General features: G+C 48.4%; 11 protein-coding genes, 4 tRNA genes and 5 pseudogenes. 5 read left to right on the top strand and 15 right to left on the bottom strand.

The window, feature by feature from the left end:
- Positions 1-110 (top strand): annotated as a pseudogene (locus tag GC128_RS22665) (integrase); the annotation flags it as partial.
- Between the two features lie 335 nt (positions 111-445).
- On the opposite strand, the gene GC128_RS22655 reads toward GC128_RS22665, so the two are convergent.
- The 5 genes and pseudogenes from GC128_RS22655 to GC128_RS23210 form a co-directional block, all read right to left on the bottom strand.
- Positions 446-1,033 carry a hypothetical protein gene (locus GC128_RS22655; RefSeq protein ID WP_151996165.1) on the bottom strand — a complete coding sequence of 196 codons (588 nt, stop codon included), beginning with the start codon at positions 1,031-1,033 and terminating at the stop codon, positions 446-448.
- Positions 1,024-1,605 carry a hypothetical protein gene (locus GC128_RS22650; RefSeq protein WP_151996164.1) on the bottom strand — a complete coding sequence of 194 codons (582 nt, stop codon included), beginning with the start codon at positions 1,603-1,605 and terminating at the stop codon, positions 1,024-1,026. Before GC128_RS22650 ends, GC128_RS22655 begins: the two co-directional genes overlap by 10 nt.
- Entirely contained in the window at positions 1,577-2,851 is a 1,275-nt protein-coding gene (locus GC128_RS22645; RefSeq protein ID WP_151996163.1) for a trypsin-like serine peptidase, read from the bottom strand. Before GC128_RS22645 ends, GC128_RS22650 begins: the two co-directional genes overlap by 29 nt.
- Positions 2,852-3,061: 210 nt before the next feature.
- Positions 3,062-5,944 (bottom strand): peptidoglycan-binding protein, encoded by a 2,883-nt coding sequence (locus GC128_RS22640; protein ID WP_151996162.1) that lies wholly within the window; start codon positions 5,942-5,944, stop codon positions 3,062-3,064.
- A 233-nt stretch (positions 5,945-6,177) separates the two neighbouring features.
- Positions 6,178-6,294: pseudogene (locus tag GC128_RS23210) on the bottom strand (transposase); the annotation flags it as partial.
- Positions 6,295-6,597: 303 nt separating this feature from the next.
- On the opposite strand from GC128_RS23210, the gene GC128_RS22635 reads away from it, so the two are divergent.
- Entirely contained in the window at positions 6,598-7,206 is a 609-nt protein-coding gene (locus GC128_RS22635; RefSeq protein WP_151996161.1) for a M15 family metallopeptidase, read from the top strand.
- A gap of 65 nt (positions 7,207-7,271) precedes the next feature.
- A pseudogene (locus tag GC128_RS22630) lies at positions 7,272-7,409 on the top strand (IS256 family transposase); the annotation flags it as partial.
- Between the two features lie 604 nt (positions 7,410-8,013).
- Here the strand turns inward: GC128_RS22630 and GC128_RS22625 are convergent.
- The 9 genes from GC128_RS22625 to GC128_RS22585 all read right to left on the bottom strand — a co-directional run bounded on the left by GC128_RS22625 (position 8,014) and on the right by GC128_RS22585 (position 14,131).
- Positions 8,014-8,100, bottom strand: a tRNA-Leu gene (locus tag GC128_RS22625).
- Between the two features lie 12 nt (positions 8,101-8,112).
- Positions 8,113-8,186 (bottom strand) — tRNA-Cys (locus tag GC128_RS22620).
- A 49-nt stretch (positions 8,187-8,235) separates the two neighbouring features.
- Positions 8,236-8,311 (bottom strand) — tRNA-Gly (locus GC128_RS22615).
- 224 nt (positions 8,312-8,535) lie between these two features.
- The gene (cbl, locus tag GC128_RS22610; protein WP_151996160.1) at positions 8,536-9,480 is read right to left on the bottom strand and encodes an HTH-type transcriptional regulator Cbl; all 945 of its coding nucleotides are present in this window, start codon (positions 9,478-9,480) and stop codon (positions 8,536-8,538) included.
- Between the two features lie 105 nt (positions 9,481-9,585).
- Complete coding sequence (gene nac / locus GC128_RS22605; RefSeq protein WP_151996159.1) at positions 9,586-10,503, bottom strand: nitrogen assimilation transcriptional regulator NAC; 918 nt, start codon at positions 10,501-10,503, stop codon at positions 9,586-9,588.
- Between the two features lie 222 nt (positions 10,504-10,725).
- The gene (locus GC128_RS22600) at positions 10,726-11,229 is read right to left on the bottom strand and encodes a protein disulfide oxidoreductase (protein WP_151996158.1); all 504 of its coding nucleotides are present in this window, start codon (positions 11,227-11,229) and stop codon (positions 10,726-10,728) included.
- Complete coding sequence (locus GC128_RS22595) at positions 11,219-11,833, bottom strand: DsbA family protein (protein ID WP_151996157.1); 615 nt, start codon at positions 11,831-11,833, stop codon at positions 11,219-11,221. The genes GC128_RS22600 and GC128_RS22595 overlap by 11 nt, the downstream gene beginning before the upstream one ends.
- The gene (locus tag GC128_RS22590) at positions 11,830-13,716 is read right to left on the bottom strand and encodes a cytochrome c biogenesis protein CcdA (RefSeq protein ID WP_151996156.1); all 1,887 of its coding nucleotides are present in this window, start codon (positions 13,714-13,716) and stop codon (positions 11,830-11,832) included. The genes GC128_RS22595 and GC128_RS22590 overlap by 4 nt, the downstream gene beginning before the upstream one ends.
- Before the next feature lie 49 nt (positions 13,717-13,765).
- Positions 13,766-14,131 (bottom strand): copper resistance protein, encoded by a 366-nt coding sequence (locus GC128_RS22585; protein WP_151996155.1) that lies wholly within the window; start codon positions 14,129-14,131, stop codon positions 13,766-13,768.
- A gap of 190 nt (positions 14,132-14,321) precedes the next feature.
- On the opposite strand from GC128_RS22585, the gene GC128_RS22580 reads away from it, so the two are divergent.
- Positions 14,322-14,397: transfer RNA gene (locus GC128_RS22580), tRNA-Asn, on the top strand.
- A 179-nt stretch (positions 14,398-14,576) separates the two neighbouring features.
- A pseudogene (locus GC128_RS22575) lies at positions 14,577-14,930 on the top strand (Arm DNA-binding domain-containing protein); the annotation flags it as partial.
- A 23-nt stretch (positions 14,931-14,953) separates the two neighbouring features.
- Here the strand turns inward: GC128_RS22575 and GC128_RS22570 are convergent.
- Positions 14,954-15,085 (bottom strand): annotated as a pseudogene (locus tag GC128_RS22570) (integrase core domain-containing protein); the annotation flags it as partial.

Here is a 15,085-nt window from a genome sequence, read left to right as displayed (position 1 = left end):
TGAATGAATACAACAGTGAGCGGCCCCATGAATCCCTGAATAACCTGACGCCGGAAGAATACCGGCTGATGGCTGAGAAACCGGAAATCTCAAAAAGTGCGTGGAACTAAAGCTGGGATACTTACAGGCATAGTCGATAATTCTGAAAATACCACCTGCCGACAGTGACTCTCGCTTCTTGCTCCGTTCACTCCTGAGTATTTCACACCCGATAACATCAACAGAGTAACACCCTGGCAAACTCCCCCATCGGCACTGCAGGAAGGTCACGTTACGCGCCCTCAGGTAGGCAGACTGCACCTCGTTCTCCACACCTTCGGCCACCAGTTGCAGGTCGAGTCGGTTTGCCAGGTCGATGACGTTATCGACAATGTGAGCAGAGAGTGCGTCAGTCCAGTTATGTGCCTGACTGCCGATATTGCTAGATTTTAGCCCCTTAACGCACTTAAAGTGATTTGATTGTCATGATTAATTCGCTTAGGTTTGTATCGTCCTCAGTTGGCTTAATCTCGATAGTCACTCCTTGATGTCTCCATCGATCACGAAACTTCACTTCATTGTCGTGCCGACCTAGATTAGAATACCGAGGTTTTCCAATCCCTTTTTCTGAATAGGAAAAGGTGTTCTGTTGAGCGAGACATTGATCAACTTGGACTTCTAACTCATTCATTTTTTTAACAAGTATTCCGCGTTGCGTATCATCAGCTTGACCGTAATAGCAGATGTAATCAACATCGTATTTTCCTGAGCCATAATCGATAACGCATTCGGACGCTTCTCCGATATTTACCGTGGCATAAAATAGATCGTCATTAATACGGTTACCTTTAACTTCGGAAAAATAACCATGATTAAACTTATTCTCTGTCCCCCTGACCAGCACATGCGCTAACCGTTGGCAAAAACTTCCTGTTTCTGTTCCTGTGGCTATATGAGGGTTTTGTTCGGGCTGTTGGGAAAGAGTTGCGCAACCTGTAAGCGCTAATACAACGCCCCCTCCAATCAAGTAGTATTTGCTCATTTTTACTTGCATGACAAAGTTACCTTCGTATAAATGTTTCCTGTCTTTTGGCTATGCTGATAGGACAATATTGCGTTATATCCCTTGTAATTATTAGTTACCCATTTATCGACGATAGCCCCCAATAAAGCATTCACAGCCTGAGTCACCAGATTCCCAAGTTGTGCGCCCGCCCAAGCGAGCAGAATCCCTGCAGCTTGATCCCCGGTATCTTTCTTCTCCTTTACACTGCCACCTGCTAGTTGAACCCGGTTTAGCGCATCAGCTACTGATATAGGAAACCCCTGGAGTGGTACCCCGGGCGAAAATTGAATCGTGATACTCGGACGGCGCTCCCTCACTGCGGAATTTATTGCTGAAGTTATTAATTTATCGTCGTTCCCAGTAACAACGAATGGATTAGCGTTAGAGCACCCAACATTGGGTGTAGTCATTTGTGTGGGTAAAGCGTCGGTGATCTTGTCAGCAACAGCTTGCGCAGCCGCGAGTTGCTCCTTATTAAGCTCGATGGCTGAGCAATTTAATGATAAAAACAATATCCCCATTGTAAAAATACTATGGTTTATGACACTTGCTCTGATCATGACCGTTCTCCGCAAAAGTATTTTTTACCACTGTTAACACATCTGGTCCGCAAAATATCGGTAGCCCTGTATCTGGATTGAGTCTTACAGTTGCATTATGCTTCAGCAAATAATTCAACATTCCCTGTTTTTCAGCTGTCCATGGGCCGTGGATTTTTGTCGGCAGGTACATAGTTGCATCATTAGCTGACAACTCGATACCCACGGCTATTAAATCGTTCATAGCCTTCACAGAGTCTAGTTCAATGGCGGTACGGGTTAACTTGAGTTCCTTATTCAATAAATTCAAATTTGATTGCTCATTTAGCATCACCTTGAGCCAAGACTCCGACTCTCCGTTGCGGATAGCCTCAGCAAATCCCCTAGCCAACATCTCCGCCCCTAATACCGACCCACTGGTATCTATATCTTTCGGAGAGGATAATTTATTTATTTTGAGGTTAGTAACATCCTTAACATCTGAAAGAGTATTAGCTATAGCTCCTGCGTCAAACGCTTGGGAGTGAACGCCTACAACTGCGCCATCAGTTTGAGCTACGACTAAGGCACCTGAGCTACCAGGAAACGTCATACAGTAATGATTAAACTGGCTCGGCATTGCCGTTTTATCGTTACCTACTCGACAGTTACCGCTAGATAGTCGCTTCGCTTGTCCTAATGGATAACTAATAATCACCAGTGTTTCACCCGGAATTGGCGATCTGATATTCATTGGGTAAGGTTTGAATGAATCTGGAAATGGCGTGCTCAAAGCCAGCACCGATACATCTTCAGTATTCGACGAAAGTAATGGCGATGATACCAAGTCTACGTTCTCCTGAGCCAGGATACCTCGTACTGAATCATAACTAACTACCTTGGCCTTGATGACTTTCCATGGTTCATTGCCTGGTATGCAATGATGCGCAGTGATGACTTGGTTGGGCTGGATCAGCGTTGCAGTACAACTATCATATTTTTGCTGTCCGTCGAATTCTATAATGAATTCCAAGCGGAGAGTCGCACCCGCAAGATCGTTCCAGCGAAAGGTTGTTGGTAGTTCTTCTGTAAGAAATAACTGTCGTGGCGGGTCGTTAGTATATTTTCGGAGAAGTGCCATGCTGAATGTACCAGTGCTCTCCTCGTAAGTTTTTTGAACTGCTTTATACTGCGTTTCTGCATTTTCTCCATTTGCATTAAAACAAAAAAAAATTAAAATTAGAAAAACAAAACAATACTCTCGCCTTCCTCTCAAATAATCATACATTCTTTAAGCCCTCTTCTTGAAATATGGCTCATTTTTGATTAATTCAACAACGCCCATTTTCGCCATAGCTTGCATCATGATTGGTGTTCGCCTGCTATGATTTCATGATCGCGGCGGGCGGCGCCGACTTGGAATAGCTTGGCTCTTCAACTGCCTGTTAACAGACAGATGAAAACTGGGCTCATCTGTTGCGAACGTTTCTGATAGTGGCTAGAAACCGATCAGATCGTCGACCTGTAGTGTCAGCTCGCCACCAGTGATCCGTTTCAGGGTCTGCTCAATGACCTCAATATTGTTGTCAAAGCCTCCATGCGAGGCGCATTTAGTTTTCTTCGTCGTACCGTCGGCGGTAGCGCGGCGCATGATGATTTTTTCCTCTTCGTGAATGGTGAGACGCTCGCGAAGATTGCTGATTTCCATCGCATTGCGCCAGTTGGTCAGAGTTTCAGCAGAAATTGACGAGCCGTCCCAGTCGGTATATTCGGGCTTATAGACATTCTCCAAACCGAGGATAGGCATACGCAAATCAGCCTCCAGTGCGTTCGAGACGAAATAGAGCAATGACTTCTGATAAATGGTCGCTACGTTATCCTCTTGCTCACGGGGATCGCTAAGTATGTCGAGATACAGCCTGCTCATGATCTTGGTTTGTGTTGCATAGTACCGGTTAGCAAAGGCGACGGTGCAGGCTGGCGCATAAAGATTAACTGACTTAATGTTGGGGATCAGTTTCTTCTGCTCCAAGTTGTTGAGCAACCGGCCTAATACGATGGAGCCAGCGGAATGCCCTATCAAGTGCAACTCGAATTTGTCGCCCCAACTGCTAGCCAGTGAGTGCAGTGCATTACTCAGCAGGTCACCGCCGCGCCCGCTTTCCGTTGCCAGTTCAGCGTTTTCCTTCATTTCGCTCCATAGCGGACGGGCCAGAGGACGGCCGATTGTTTTTTCTATGATCGGATCGCTGATGTTATTGGTCAGCCAACTACTTATGCTCCCAGCCATAGGCGAGACTGTGGGGCGGGTTTTGTCGGCGAGGATATCTCCTAGCGATTCGAGCAAACCGCTTTTCCATATTAGAAACAACGGATAACAACCGTTACCGAGGAAGTAGCGTCCCATAGCTTGTGCCCGTTTGATGGCATCCCCTTCACTGTTTAGGCCTCCATGTGCATAGATCACCAGGCGCTTGATGGGCTGTTCATTCTGACGGAACCAAGTGTCGGGTAGAACACAGGCCTGGTTTTGCAAGGTACGCGTAACGCCATCCAGTTTATCAAAGCGATCGACGCGGCCATTGTTACCCAATACGATGCTGTGCTGGTAGGCGGTCTGTTCGTCCCACCAGTTGCCTTGGGTGGTACCGGTAGCCGCGACAAGTTGCTGTGCGCCACAACCACTGGCCAGGCGGTCGGATATTACGCCTGGCATGCCCATTGCTGCTACCCAGACGTCCATACCATGAGCCAACCAGTCGGTGTAGCTGATCACGGCGAAACCGCCAGCACCCCAGTTATGACCCCAGGAATTTTGGAGCACAAAGCCAACCCGGTTGAAGCCAACCAAAGCAAAGGCGTGACCGCCACTACGGGATGGTTTACCGTCGTAGTGTATGAGCGGAAGATCAGTGTGAGAAGAAGGTGGTTTATTGCTCGTCTTGACACCTTCCCAACCGTGATGGGTGTATGAGGATACATAGATGGCGCCGATTTCAAGAATCGCTGCCTGCAGGTCTGTTATTGCTTTGGGGTCTATGCGGTAATAAACGCCGAGAGTCCGTTCGACAGCATCCGTATCCCATCCAGCTGTCGGCAATGCATCATCGCCCGTATCGTAGCGCCAGTTCGACTCCAGGCAAACTCCGTTGTTGTACCAGCCCTTGAGTGCTCCACGGCAGCTTGACCCGTCGTAGTTTTCCCCTTCATATTCGTCGAAACGACGGGCGAATTTGTAAAGCATACGCGGACTTACCGATTCCATCTTCGAGGGCATTCCGGCCATGCGCCAGCGTAGATAGTTGATGACGCAGGCCAGGCCAAATCCCGTGCAAGCGCCTTCCAGGCCTTGGTCAAGAATCAGGCCTGCCTTGGTGTAAGTACCGATGGAATGCGCGATCTCTTTGTCATTCGGGTAGTTTTGAGGCAGCGAGACGGGCGGCGGCATATAGGGGCGGTCGCGGAGATCGGCAGCGTCGGGCGAGACATTGAGGCTACTGCGTCGTGTAGTGGCAGGAACTGTGGCTTGGCCTTTGTTCTTAGCCCTTGCGTTTACTATATGTTGGGCAGCGGTGGACCACAGTTTTTGCGCATGCTGATAGGTATCGGTGAAACGATCCAGTCCATGACTCCCACCATTGACGACCTGACGGGCTGCTTTCAGATCGCCTTTGGCGAGCGCGGTGCTCAAGCGTTCTCGGTGGCTGCCAATGAATGCAGCCAGTAGGCAGGCAGCAACTTCGGGTGCGCAGGCGCTGTCAGGATTTTCAGCCAGCGCGATGTCGAGCAATTTCCCGTATTTCTCATAATTCTCGCGACCGGTCAACTGAACGAAGCCACGTCCACGATAGCGCGCCCCATCGCCGGGATTATTGTTGCCCAGCTTATTTTCGTACTTGCTGAACGGTAACTGCCCGGGCAATGTATTAAAGTGTGAGGGTAATTCGGCGATCGGCATGAAGCCTTCGGTCTCAGCCCTTATCGTACCCAGAGCGGCGGCAACCAGATTTGCATCGGTCAGGTTGAAAGCTGCCAGTGCAGCGGTGACATAGGGCAGATTGCTAGCGATATTGGACGTGCGGGTAAAGGGAAAGAGCTTCGCTACTAGACTATTGTCGACGATGACCGCCAGTTTAACCGACGGGGTAATGCCCAGGGCTGTCAGAGTTCGCGGTCCCGCGATACCATCAGCAACCAAGCCGACGCTGCTTTGCCATGCACGCAGTGCGGTTTCGGTGTCAGCGTTGAAGTCCTTACCGGAAGCCAAGCCTGGGAATGTTATTTTTCCGTTGTCCAACGTCTTGAGTAAGGCTTTCTTCAGATCGGCGACGGTCTGATCAGAATTGCCTCGCATCAACAGCACAGTTTTTGCGATGCTCATTTTCCTGCATCCTCATGTCGACAAAAGTTGGGGGAATCATAAGCAGAACTTTGCCACTTATGATTGGGGGATTCTTCGAGCCGTTCATGTGGTATGACAATTTCAATATTCGATATGCTAGTGCATTGCTTATTCAAAATGCATCATTCAAACGAATGATGCTCTCTCTTGAGTATTAGATAAAAAGCTGGAGATGATAATTTTCATCTACTTGTCAATACCACTGTTGAAAGGTAGTGATTCGCGCAGTAAATAAAGTGACTCGTGCAGACATCTTTCACAGTCAGACCGACTTCCACCGATTTAATTACGGCGATGATCTGATGCTCAGTAAAACGAGCTTTACGCATAGCGATCTCCTTCGTTTCCAGCGTGAGTGTATGTCGGAAGATCTCTAAATATGAATGGTGCGATTATGCGGGACACTTACACCTCGACTTCACCACCTCATGCGCTGATTTCCACACGAAACGGAACCGGGATAGCGTAACGCTAAATCCGGAGCGGGGAAAACAGGCTGCTTACTTAACGTTAGGTGACAAATACCATTCCATTAACAACGCATATTAAATCATCCATTTTCATGAGAGCGCCGTAACCTCAGATTATTTATAATAATTCAGATAGCCTATTGTAAATAAAGGGTTCGGGTTATGAATATAAATGAGTTAATTCGTCAGATTCAAACTGAATTAAACATAGATATTGATGGTAAACCAGGGCCGCAAACTTGGACTACTATCTATCAATACATTTTAAAGAATAAAGTAAAGCCAAGTTTAAGTGCCAATATAAAGTTGGATGAAGTCGATGCGAGGAGCGAGGAGAATATCGAATTGCTATTACCGGAGGTGAAAAACTATGCACGGGCACTTGTACATAAAGCCAATGAAGTTGGGATAACTATCAAAGTGATCTCCGGGTTACGTACATATGCTGAACAAGACGCACTCTACGCACAAGGGAGAACGAAAAGCGGAGAAATTGTAACCAACGCCAAAGGCGGGTATTCAAACCACAATTTTGCCATTGCATTTGATATTGGTGTTTTTGAGGGAAACAAATATCTCGCAGAGTCAGCGAAATATAAAGCTGTTGGTGCTATGGGGATTGACCTTGGCCTTGAATGGGGCGGATCCTGGAAAACGATTATTGATCAACCTCATTTTCAGTTACGCCCAGTATGGGCCATAGATATGAATTCCTCGCAAATGTTGGCGGAATTAAGAAAACGCCATGCAATTGGTAAGGCAATATTTTAAGAGTTTCCAGTGAATCTTGGAAATCTGTGTCATTCCATTAAAATCCCGACAAATAGGAATGACACATGTCCCAACCCTTAGATTTCGATATAGCCCTGAAAGCACTTCAGGAACTTCAAGCTATGACAGGAAAAGATGGCATCTTAACACCGTTAAACAAACAGTTAACTGAAACAGCGCTCGCTGCTGAACTGGATTCCCATACCTTCGATATGCCCTTCAAGGGTTATCCTCACAAGAAAACTGATGTGCACCAGTGTGATCTTCTTAATTGTCCTGACTTCAGAATCCAGCGTTCAGTCCCTTCAAACTGGAGCGGCCGTAATCAGCTGTTTGGTGTTCAGGAAAATTGCTCCTGCTACTACATTAATTAGTACATTTTTGAAGGAATGACCGTTGGTGAGTACCAGTGCATGAAAAATGCAATGATTCAATGATTCAATGATTCAATGAAAATGATCCACAATTTTCACTGACGAAGCACATTAGATACTATATAGAGAAGGGATTTATAGAGGTGTACGAGTGAATAGACTGATGGACCGGATGAATCCTCACTATCAGTCACTTAGTGCTGAAAAATGAGCGTATCCGTTACCGGATACGTACCGGAAATAACACGTGCAGGATCCATGATAATACTGGTTATCTGATTGAGTTTTTTGCATCAGCAGGCGGCACGTTGCACTTCATTGCACCCCGTGAGCACAGGATACGCACAGGACGTGAATTTCAGGCAATAAAAAACCACCCGAAGGTGGTTTCCACGACACTGCTTTATCATTGATTTTATAGCTTTTATTCCCATGGTGCCCGGGGCGGGACTTGAACCCGCACAGCGCGAACGCCGAGGGATTTTAAATCCCTTGTGTCTACCGATTTCACCACCCGGGCTCGGGAAGAAAGTGGAGGCGCGTTCCGGAGTCGAACCGGACTAGACGGATTTGCAATCCGCTACATAACCGCTTTGCTAACGCGCCAAAACCTTTTACCTTCGCAGGCTGTAACAGAAACTCTGCTACATAAATTTGGAGCGGGAAACGAGACTCGAACTCGCGACCCCGACCTTGGCAAGGTCGTGCTCTACCAACTGAGCTATTCCCGCAAAATCTTATTAATTAAGCTTAAAGCTAATCATTTGATTTTACTATCTTCTGGCAAGCTGTGCTGCCGTTCGATGCGTTGCATTCTACTTACCTGACGCGATGAGTCAATGAAATTTTCCGTCATCGCGCTCCGTTTGCTGAATTTTGCACCGTACCGATCACGGTTCGAGCAAATAAGCCTCTGCTGCGGCCAAATATTGATACATTAACCAGTAAATGGGAATCAAATTTGATAATCCAATATCGTTTCTTCTGGCTCAAGTGCCAGCCTTTTGATATCCGCAACCGAAAGCTCCGGATTACATAGCTCAATAAATCGCCAGACATAATTCCGTTGCAGCTGACCTCGCTTCAAACCGAGCCACACGGTGTTAGTGTCAAAAAGATGGCGAGTATCGAGCCTGACTAACTCCCCTTCCTCGCTGCTTGCCTGAAATGCCACCAGACCGATACCCAGTCCAAGTTCAACATAAGTTTTCACCACGTCTGAGTCTTGCGCACTCAGCACGATATCTGGAGTCAGTCCACGGCGTGAGAACGCTTCATCAATACGCGCACGCCCGGTAATACCCTGACGATAAGTAATAATCGGCCAATGGCTAATATCATCAAGTGTGAGGGGATTAGCATGGATCAGTGGATGACCGCGCGGCACCAATAAAGTGTGCGACCAGCGAAACCACGGATAAGCAACGACTAAGGGATCGGTACTTAAGCGCTCACTGGCAATACCAATATCTGCAGTACCGTTATGCAGCAGCATCTCGATTTCTTGCGGCGTCCCCTGAATTAGCTCAAGGCGTACTTCTGGGAATAATGAGCGGAACGATTTGATAACCGACGGCAAACTGTAGCGTGCCTGAGTATGCGTGGTAGCAATGGTGAGCACACCGCTAGTGTCATTGGTAAATACATCAGCCAGACGACGTACATTACTGGCTTCATTAAGAATACGTTCAGCAATCACCAGCAGAGCTTTACCCGGCTCTGTCATGCCCAATAAACGTTTACCGCGACGGATGAAAATCTCGATACCGAGTTCTTCTTCCAGTTCACGAATATGGCGGCTTACGCCCGATTGCGAAGTGAAAAGCATATTGGCGACTTCGGTCAGGTTGTAGTCCCGCCGGGCCGCCTCGCGGATGATTTTGAGTTGCTGGAAGTTCACATTGCCCCCGGGGCATAACCATTCTTTACACTATTGTTAAAGTGGCAACCCCGATATAACAAATAATAAAAACCAGCAACTTATTCGATTTAGCAATAAGCCGAATCATCCTACCAGTAGCAGTTCGCGATTTTCCTGTGCAGGACGGACCACCAGCGACATTAAAATGTCTTTCACTGCCTGCGCCTGAGGGGTCAGCGCGGTACGGGCCGATAAATTAACCGAAAGTGGTAAATTCAGTGATGGGCTGGTGATACGTGCCATCCAGCCGTTTGCTGAACTCACCAGCGAGCGTGCCGCTGATTCTGGCAACACTGTCACCCCCATTCCGCTGGCAATTGCCGCCGTCAGCGTCGAGATAGAATCAATCTCACCGGTAATTTTTGCCGTCAGGCGGCGTAGTGAGAACGCTTCATCCACACGTTTACGCACGGCGCTATAGTCACGCGGCAGGAATAGGTTCATTTCGGCAACCGCAGAAAGATCGACTGTCTGACCTGGACAGTCGCGGGTGCCGACCAGAAACAACTCCTCTTTAAGTAACGGTTGGCTGGTGATGCCCGCCGTTGGAGAACGGTCATACAAGACCGCCATGTCAAGCTGGCCGCTTAACAGCTTGTCATTCAGGACAGAACTACTGTTCTCATGCAGATAGACCAGCACGTCGGGTAATTCCGCACGTACTGCCTGTAATAAAGGCATGGTAATTGAAGAAGCTGCGGTACCTGGAGCCAGACCAATAGAAACCTGACCACCTAAAGTTTGGCCCACATTGCAAACCGCTAGTTGAGCCTGTTCACATTGGCGCAAAATAGTTCGCGCATGGGTATAGAGAATTTTTCCTGCTTCTGTTGGCGTTACGCCGCGTTTGGTACGAATTAATAGCTGCTGATCCATTTCACCTTCAAGGGTAGCAACTTGTTGGCTCAGCGCCGGCTGCGCAATATGCAGCACTTCTGCGGCCTGAGTCAGGCTACCAATATCGACGATTTTCACGAAGTACTTCAGTCGTCTTAAATTCATTTTGCCCCCTACACGGAATGCCAACGCCAGTCTCGGCAGTGATGTCTCTCTAAGGAATTGCAATATGCTTGCCACTTTTGAGAAACATCCGACCAGATGCGCTAACAAACTGGATAATAAGCGAAAGTGATTTAAAACGAGGAAAAATGAGTTTGAAACAGTGGTTCTCTTATGCCCCATTAGAGGTATCGGCGCACCATGACGGTGCGCCTGTCCTTGCCATTACAATGAGGCCCACCAAAGACGTAGTTTCATTCCCCAAAGCGTAGTCCAGCCGGTCGTTGACGAGACAACCTCTCCTTTATAAAGCACAACCAACGTAGGCGTGACGCCAATCTGCCAGTTGCGAGATAACTCACCTGAGGCATCATTGACCACAGGGAGATGGATCTTTTTCTGGGCCAACCAACGCGTCACATCCTCTGGTTCGCCTGAGCGTAGCGCAATTGTCATCACGTTTTCTCCCTCTCCGACTAACTGCGCAACAGAAGGTGTGGTATAGCGACACACGCCGCACCAACTGGCCCAGAAATAAAGTAGTAATGGGCGCTCTTCGCTCAACGTGCCCAACGCTACAGCCTGGCCATCTAGTGTATGAAGTGGTGTGCTGTCGAAAGCCGTGGGCAGTTTCGGCGCTCGCCACCAGTCCATTAGAAAAACAATGGTGAGGAGGACAACCACCATCACCAACGCTTCACGTCCCCAGCGCTTTAATTTACTTTTCATTGGCCTGCGCCCGCTTTTCTATCACCAGCGTTTCCAAAGACTCCCATGGCACTGCCCCTGCAAGTAAGGTATCGCCAACCAATGTTGCCGGTGTGCCTTCCACACCGACGACCCGAGCCAGTTGAAGGTTGAGATTCAGAGTGTCCCTACTCAATTCATCAGGCTTAACCACTGTCACCCCACTTTTGACAAACGCCGCATCAATAGTGGTTGCAGTGTGATTACCCTGTTTCGACATCAAGCTGTGATGCAATGCCAGAAACTGCTGCGGGTTCTCGCGCCAGGTCGTTAAGGCGACACGCGCAGCAAGCGATGATGATTCACCACGAAATGGCAGCAGCTTGAACACCACCGCCACGTCGGGATACTTCTCGACAATCTTCTCAAGCATTGGGTCGAACTTTTTACAGTACGGGCAGTTGTAGTCGGTAAACGAAATGATGGTTAATTTCGGTGAAGTAGCACCGATCCGTGGGCTGGCAGGATCGTGATACAACGCTTGATAGATCATCTGCTGTATTTGTTCTTCACTATTAGGTTGCGTCTCGGCAGTGGCACCAAAAGTTGTCGCCAGCAACAGTACAAGCGTCATGATCATTTTCATTTTTTATCTCCTTTCGCATCATTTAGCGCGTTCAATACGACATCTCGTGTCAACAGAGTTGGCAGGGCTTTTCCTTCCGGTGCGCCCGGTCCATAGACCTGGTTGAAAGGCACGCCAACTTGCCCACGCTGTTTGAGGAATGTGGTTATCTCTTTTGAAGGGAGTGTCCAGTCTCCGCGTAATGCAATGACATCAGGCTCTTGCAACACAGCCTGTACATCCTCACGAGAAAGAACGTTTAACTTGTTAATTTTGCAGGTGATACACCAGTCGGCGGTGACATCAATAAATACACGCTTGTTTTGCGCCACTGCATCCTGAATTGCCTGCTCACTTAGCGGCTGCCAGGCAATATTTTCTTTAACGGGAGTATTTACTGCTGACCCAAAATGCACCGGTAACAGACTAACCAGCCATAAAGCTGAGCCCAGCATCATCACTGCCAAGATGCGGCGTAACCAGACCATCCAGCGTCCAGGTTTCGGCAGTCGTAATGCCAATGAAGGGCGCATGGCAATAAGCAGCCACGGCAGGCTCATCCCCACACCAAGTGCTAAAAAGATGCCCCACAATGTTGGCAACGATGCACCAAGTGCCACGGCAACGGCTGTGCCGAGGAATGGAGCACTACAAGGTGTTGCCAGCAGCGTTGCCAGCGCTCCCTGCCAGAAATGCCCACTTATGCCATTGCCTCCTTGCGTAGCAATCCTGGTTGTCACTTTCGAAGAAAGCCGGAATTCAAATAGTCCAAACAGATTGGCACTGAACACCAACATCACTACGGCCATAAAGCCAATAAACCAGGCATTCTGAAACTGAATCCCCCAGCCCACAGCCTGGTTTGTCAAACGCAGTACCGTCATTAACAGCGCCAGCGCCATAAACGAAACGAGAATACCGGCAAATGAAGCGAGGAATTGTTGGCGAATAACGCGCTTTTCTTGTTTTTCAGCCAGTAACACGGAACCGAGTTTCATCCCCAAAACGGGCAATACACATGGCATCAGGTTAAGAATGAACCCACCCAGCAGGGCCAGCAGTAACACTTGCCAGAGTACGAAGTCGCCCCCAGCCTCAGGCACAACAGGCGTTTCAGCTATCGTGACATTGCTTTGCTGAGCGATCCCGTTATCGGCGATAACCAAAGAAAGATTGTGCCCACGTAGATCGGGCCCGGCGCCGTCCCAACCATCACTAACCGGTACGGTTGCCCATAACGTTTCACCTTCGACACGATATTTTGGTTTACCGAAACTGGCATCCTCTGGCATATCAAAAAACAGCTCGGGTTTCTCCCAACCTGCGGAACGTGTGGCCTGCACAACCAGATCAGCGCTGTGATAACCCGCTTTCAGGCTATCGGTTAGCCCGTTATGAAGCGGTACTTTTCCCATCGCTTGTGCATAATCGTGGGCAAAAGCTGCGTTGCCATTCTCTGGTGTGATTTCAAAGGGAAAATCTGTCAGCAGGCAGACATCTTTGCAGGTCGAGAGCGTAAGTACGCCTGCGATTTTCCCTGTAAAAGCACCATCGAGAGCCAGTGGAATACTGACCGCATTGTGGTAACCCTGAGTGGTGATCCCCGCCACATCAAAACGTTGCGGTGTCGGCCAGAACCACTGGGCAGATTTTACCGGATCGCTCCAGACAATAGTCGGCGCAACGCCACCATCACCCGGCGAACGCCAATAGGTTTTCCACCCTTCTTCCAGTTTCACATCCAGCAGGACGCGGGTTTCACCTGGCAGTGAGGTATCTGCACGCAGCCGAACGCTGGCGTGTTGATTATCCGTAGATTGAAGCCAGCCGGGTTCCGCAGCCCACGAAAATGGCAGCCATAGCAGTAGCAGGCAGAGCAACGCTCGCCTAAAAAGACTCAACATATTTTTTCTCCGTAAATGAATTATCGAACTGTGTTAAACAGCCGGTGTTTCATTCACGGAAAACGCAGAATCTCAGATGGACTCTTAGGGTGGGCGAACTAAATGCCCTGGCGGGAGAAACCGATGATCGTTCAGCTTGTAATGGTGCAATGAGCGCCAGAAGTAGACTGAAAACAAAAAATGCAGCTTCAAACAACACTGGAGGTGCGGCAAGTAATGACTTTGCACTCAATTCGCAGGGGGTAACCGGCGCGTTATCTTCAACTTCGGAATTGCTGCTTTGCGAGAGCATGACGCTTTGGGCAGCTTTCATTTGCAAAGCGTGCAATCCCGCCATGCGTTGCGCGGTGCAAACTAACACCACCAGACATGCCAGCAATAAAAACCACTTTGCAAAATGCTTCCGTTTAAACATGAATCCCTCGCACTATATGAACCGCATATCTTAACCAGTCGTTCTCGTTTGGCAACTGATGTGCTGTAAAGATATGTCTGCACGCCTGCATTGCCGGGTTTGATTGTTTTATCAGCAAACAAACTTGCAGTGTGATAACAGGCTTTGACAAGCCCGAAGCGCATCGCTAATATGCGCCCCGTTAACCGATTCCTCTGTAGTTCAGTCGGTAGAACGGCGGACTGTTAATCCGTATGTCACTGGTTCGAGTCCAGTCAGAGGAGCCAATTTAAGGGAAGCAGACGTTCACTAACGTCTGCTTTCTGCATTTCTATCAGTTGGTTATCCCTTCTTTCACGTTCACCCTCGTTCACTAAAAACCACTCGAAGCCATACCCATTTGCTGGTAAAAATGTTGGTAATGGTAGTTCGATTGCGCTTTTACCAACAAACGGGGGATGCCTTTATGCCACTTACTGATACTAAAGTAAAAAATGCCAAGTCCCTTGAAAAGGAATACAAGCTGACCGATGGCTTTGGCATGTTCCTTCGCGTTACCCCCAAAGGTTCAAAATACTGGCAAATGGCCTACCGTTTCGAAGGGAAGCAAAAACTCTATTCTATAGGTGTCTACCCTGCAGTTTCACTTGCTGACGCAAGACAACGCCGTGACGAGGCCAGAAGGCTTCTTGCTCAGGGCATTGACCCTAATGCAAAGAAACAGACCGAAGCCAAAGAACTTAAAGCAAAGCGTGATAACACCCGAACATTCAAAGCAGTGACCAAGGCGTGGTTTTCTACCAAAAAGAAATGGTCTGAATGTAAGTATCCCACCAAAATGGCCCATTCACTTTTTGAGATTTCCGGTTTCTCAGCCATCAGCCGGTATTCTTCCGGCGTCAGGTTATTCAGGGATTCATGGGGCCGCTCACTGTTGTATTCATTCAGCCAGCGTTCCGTGATTTCCCGTACTTC

This window comes from Buttiauxella massiliensis, assembly GCF_902500225.1.
GTDB lineage: Bacteria > Pseudomonadota > Gammaproteobacteria > Enterobacterales > Enterobacteriaceae > Buttiauxella > Buttiauxella massiliensis.
Note: the sequence above shows the minus strand (reverse complement) of the source record. Positions and strands in the feature narration are given on the sequence as shown.

What these genes read in the sequence shown, in the direction of transcription:
- GC128_RS22655 (WP_151996165.1), bottom strand. Translation starts at nt 1,033, where the DNA reads ATGCAAGTAAAAATGAGCAAATACTACTTGATTGGAGGGGGCGTTGTA.
- GC128_RS22650 (WP_151996164.1), bottom strand. Translation starts at nt 1,605, where the DNA reads ATGATCAGAGCAAGTGTCATAAACCATAGTATTTTTACAATGGGGATA.
- GC128_RS22645 (WP_151996163.1), bottom strand. Translation starts at nt 2,851, where the DNA reads ATGTATGATTATTTGAGAGGAAGGCGAGAGTATTGTTTTGTTTTTCTA.
- GC128_RS22640 (WP_151996162.1), bottom strand. Translation starts at nt 5,944, where the DNA reads ATGAGCATCGCAAAAACTGTGCTGTTGATGCGAGGCAATTCTGATCAG.
- GC128_RS22635 (WP_151996161.1), top strand. Translation starts at nt 6,598, where the DNA reads ATGAATATAAATGAGTTAATTCGTCAGATTCAAACTGAATTAAACATA.
- nac (WP_151996159.1), bottom strand. Translation starts at nt 10,503, where the DNA reads ATGAATTTAAGACGACTGAAGTACTTCGTGAAAATCGTCGATATTGGT.
- GC128_RS22600 (WP_151996158.1), bottom strand. Translation starts at nt 11,229, where the DNA reads ATGAAAAGTAAATTAAAGCGCTGGGGACGTGAAGCGTTGGTGATGGTG.
- GC128_RS22595 (WP_151996157.1), bottom strand. Translation starts at nt 11,833, where the DNA reads ATGAAAATGATCATGACGCTTGTACTGTTGCTGGCGACAACTTTTGGT.
- GC128_RS22590 (WP_151996156.1), bottom strand. Translation starts at nt 13,716, where the DNA reads ATGTTGAGTCTTTTTAGGCGAGCGTTGCTCTGCCTGCTACTGCTATGG.
- GC128_RS22585 (WP_151996155.1), bottom strand. Translation starts at nt 14,131, where the DNA reads ATGTTTAAACGGAAGCATTTTGCAAAGTGGTTTTTATTGCTGGCATGT.